The organism is Zhongshania sp. (assembly GCF_041623545.1).
Lineage (GTDB): Bacteria > Pseudomonadota > Gammaproteobacteria > Pseudomonadales > Spongiibacteraceae > Spongiibacter.
Genome location: NZ_JBFJWS010000308.1, coordinates 1 through 3,725 on the forward strand (window position 1 = coordinate 1; position 3,725 = coordinate 3,725).

Genomic DNA, 3,725 nt, shown 5'->3' on the forward strand with positions numbered 1-3,725 from the left:
AATTGGGGCATAGCCGCGGCATTATCACTCAATGAAGCAGAACTACCACCGGGCTTGCTTGAGATAGACCAGAGGTAGCTAAGAGAATCACCATCCGCATCTGAACTAGCACTCCCATCCAGCGTGACAAACGCACCTGTTACGATATTTTGATCGACACCTGCATTTGCTATCGGCAAATTATTGACTGAACTGCCTGCGCCTGGAGTAGCTGCGCCATTACTGCCACCGCCCCCCCCACAAGCAGCCAACATTACCGCAAAAAAGATGACAAAAGTAACTCTCCATTTTTTAACATTCTGCATATTAAATTCCTTATCCTTTAATTTCCTAATTAATCTCGAAAACTCAAAACGGACGACATATCCACAAGAAAGCTGCTCGAGCTATTGCGATTTTCCATAAATACGCAGCGTCGGCTTACAAAAGCTGATGCCGCCGCACACTAACACACTGATAAGCATAAATTTTAGCGACACATAAAATAGATAAATCTTGAAGCCTTTTAAATTTCCTGCTGAACCTTATTAGCACTAACCGCACGCCTTAACCGTCTACGGTAAATCCGACTTGCCACCACTGCCATCAACGTCTTTTAAAGTATACTTTCTGAGACATTGATCATTGACGTCTTAAATAACGTCTTATATTATAATTATCATATCATCTAAGGAATTATAAGACATGCCAGCCATTGGATACGCGAGAGTCAGCAGTGTTGGCCAATCCCTAGAGATTCAGCGAAACAAGCTATCAAGCCATGGCTGCGATGAAATCTTTGCTGACAAAAAATCAGGTACTACGGCAGATCGAGCAGAATTACAGGCATGCCTCAAATATGTTCGCAAAGGTGACAGCCTCGTCATAACAAAGCTCGACAGACTAGCAAGATCAACCTTTCACCTGACTCAGATAGCCAAGCGACTTGAAGATAAGGGCGTTGACCTAGTCGTAATTGATCAAAAAATAGACACATCAACGCCAGCTGGAAGACTGATGTTTAACATGCTGGCATCTATTGCGGAATTTGAGACAGAGATCCGCAAAGAGAGGCAATTAGAAGGGATTGCTAAAGCTAAAGAAAATGGTGTGACTTTTGGCCGACGCGCCAAGCTAACAGAAGAGCAAGTACAACAACTTGTCCTTGACCGCTCATCAGGCATCAAGATCAAGGACCTGATGAAAAAGTACGACTTATCTAAAGCTAGCGTCTATCGGCTGCTTGATACGCACAAAGACAACTAAGTTATGGCTTAGCGACGACTTCCATCCCACCCAGAGATTGACACCAATATGGAATTTTCAAAGGAGTACCCAACCCCGCTACCAGGCTGTCTCCCCCTCAGCCACTCAAACCTAATACTTCCGCCGATAGATTTCATCACGGACGGCGATGCAACCTATTACTCAGAGGAAGCACTTAGATGCTAGGTAAGAACAATCACTTTCATTAACCAAACCGCCCAAAAAATTGCCGAGACATGCTCCGCACAGTTATCAACAATGCTAAACGATGCCATTAACACAATATTTGACCGTGAACCGGAGACCTGCAAATGCCCCCCCAAAAAGAAGCACAAATTCTGGCCATGCGTTCGGCCGGCCACATGTACTCAACCATCGCTATTGATTGCGCCGTTTCTGAGTCAACCATAAAGCGCGTATGCCTTAAGCACGGCGTCCGCAAAGGCGATCTTAGCCACGAACTTGGAAAAGCTGTACAACACCCCATCATCTCAGCGTGCGCTTCTCTCGAAAGATTAACCTTAGCCACAACCGCCACTCGGTAGGGCTCTACCCAATTAACGGGGGATGGCACTCATCAAACCCTGTTAATGATGAAGAGCCCTCGGTAGCACGCCTACTTCCTAAGCCCCCATGATTTTCAGCAGTAGACGCCTTAAACCAAGCATGCTCAAATGCCATAAAAACTTATTTAGGGAATAACAATGACAAACACCCCAAAAGTCTTAGTAGAAGAACGCGACCACGTACTCCTCATTGGCCTTAATCGGCCAGAAAAATACAATGCCTTTGACCATGATGTCTGGCACGAGGTGGCAAAGGCTTACAAGCTTTTGGAATCGAATGACAATTTGCACTGCGGCCTCGTTTACGCCAATGGCAAGCATTTCACTGCAGGCTTAGATTTACCCGAATGGACCGATGTATTTTCGTCTGGGGAATGGCCAGAGGTTCCCGCTGATGAATGTGACCCGCTGGGTCTGCGCCCCGAATATCGCTGCCGTAAACCAATTGTTATGGCTATTCACGGCATTTGTTACACGATCGGTATTGAACTCGCCTTGGGCGCCGAGGTACGCATTTGTGGTCGCGGAACCCGCTTTGGCCAAATTGAGGTGCGACGGGGCATTATGGCCTGCGGTGGTGCGACCGTGCGTATGGTTCAAGAGTTTGGTTATGCCAATGCTCAGCGCTATTTACTTACCGGCGACGAATTCAATGCTGAAACTGCGCTTCGAATTGGCATGGTGCAAGAAGTGGTCGATGACGACAAAGTCTTCGATACCGGCTTTGCCCTAGCCCAAAATATTGCGGCGCAAGCGCCGCTGGCCGTGCAAGCGAGTCTCGACTCGTCACGTAATTACTTATTGAACGGCCTTGACGAATGCGCCCGCTTAGTCGCTCGCGAAGTGCCGTTAATGCAGAGTGAGGATGCTGCGGAAGGCGTGGCGTCGTTTAAAGAGCGGCGTGCAGCGGTATTTAAGGGACGCTAACGTTGCTTACTGTTTAAGCTACTTATCCTTAAGTGGCAAAGCAAAAGCAACAATATAATCCCCCATTGGTCGCTGATACATGTGGTGGCCACCAGCAGCAATCACCACATACTGACGCCCGCCGCGCTGGTAGGTCATTGGCGAGGCTGGCGCGTCGACCGGTAAAGTGTGTTGCCAAAGCATTTTACCGCTATCAGCCGAAAATGCCCTGAATCGCCGGTCCATCGTCGCGCCAATAAACACAAGTTTACCGGCGGTCATTAGTGCACCGCCTAAATTCGGCGTACCCCAGTTAATATCAAAGGGCAGCGGCACGGGTGCCATCTCATGCACCGAACCCAAGGGCTTTTCCCAAAGCACTTCGCCCTTAGCCAAATCAATCGCCATTAATTTACCCCAGGGCGGTTCACTACAGGGAATTCCGAGTGGCGACATCAGGCTTTCCACTACCACGGTATACGGCGTGCCCGCCATTGTAATCCGCATTGTTCTGCCCGCTGGCGGTAAATGCTCCCCCTTTTCTGTGCTACTCGTTGGCTTTAAATGCCCAACAAAGGGCGCAGTATTGACGTTAACCACTAACTGCTGCCGTTCGGGCCAAAATACCCCGCCACCCCAGTTGGCGCCACCGAGGCTACCCGGTAGCATTAGAGTGGGCGTTTCCGCCAAGGCGGTAAACAAACCCTGATTATGCAAGCCGGCAATTTTTTTGCCACAGGCACCACGGTCCCATGGCGTCAATCCCCAGGCATTCTCAGCATTTAAATCGTGATTCAATAGGCTTGGTAGCTTAGGGGAAAACGGCTGTGTCGCTGACAGTTGCTCGCCCGCCACCGCTAACTGGGGCACAGCCTGTTCGACAATCGGGAATAAGGGCTCGCCGGTTTCGCGATGAAACATAAAGACAAAGCCCTGTTTAGTCAGTTGCACCACCGCCGGAACAGTTTTGCCATCGCGCTGCAAATCAACAAGCATGGGTTGCGCCGG

The 3,725-nt window shown here is 49.1% G+C and carries 3 protein-coding genes and 1 pseudogene; 2 read left to right on the forward strand and 2 right to left on the reverse strand.

The window, feature by feature from the left end; genetic code table 11:
• Positions 1 to 305: PKD domain-containing protein (locus ABYT30_RS16950; protein WP_373097611.1), on the reverse strand; the 305-nt coding region annotated here is incomplete at its 3' end.
• 379 nt (positions 306 to 684) lie between these two features.
• Between ABYT30_RS16950 and ABYT30_RS16955 the strand changes: the two genes are divergently transcribed.
• Together ABYT30_RS16955 and ABYT30_RS16960 are read left to right on the forward strand one after the other, a co-directional pair.
• Positions 685 to 1,245: a recombinase family protein gene (locus ABYT30_RS16955; RefSeq protein WP_373097612.1), complete on the forward strand. Its 561-nt coding sequence runs from the start codon at positions 685 to 687 to the stop codon at positions 1,243 to 1,245.
• A gap of 704 nt (positions 1,246 to 1,949) precedes the next feature.
• Entirely contained in the window at positions 1,950 to 2,738 is a 789-nt protein-coding gene (locus ABYT30_RS16960; protein ID WP_373097613.1) for a crotonase/enoyl-CoA hydratase family protein, read from the forward strand.
• An 18-nt stretch (positions 2,739 to 2,756) separates the two neighbouring features.
• Here the strand turns inward: ABYT30_RS16960 and ABYT30_RS16965 are convergent.
• A pseudogene (locus tag ABYT30_RS16965) lies at positions 2,757 to 3,725 on the reverse strand (pyrroloquinoline quinone-dependent dehydrogenase); the annotation flags it as partial.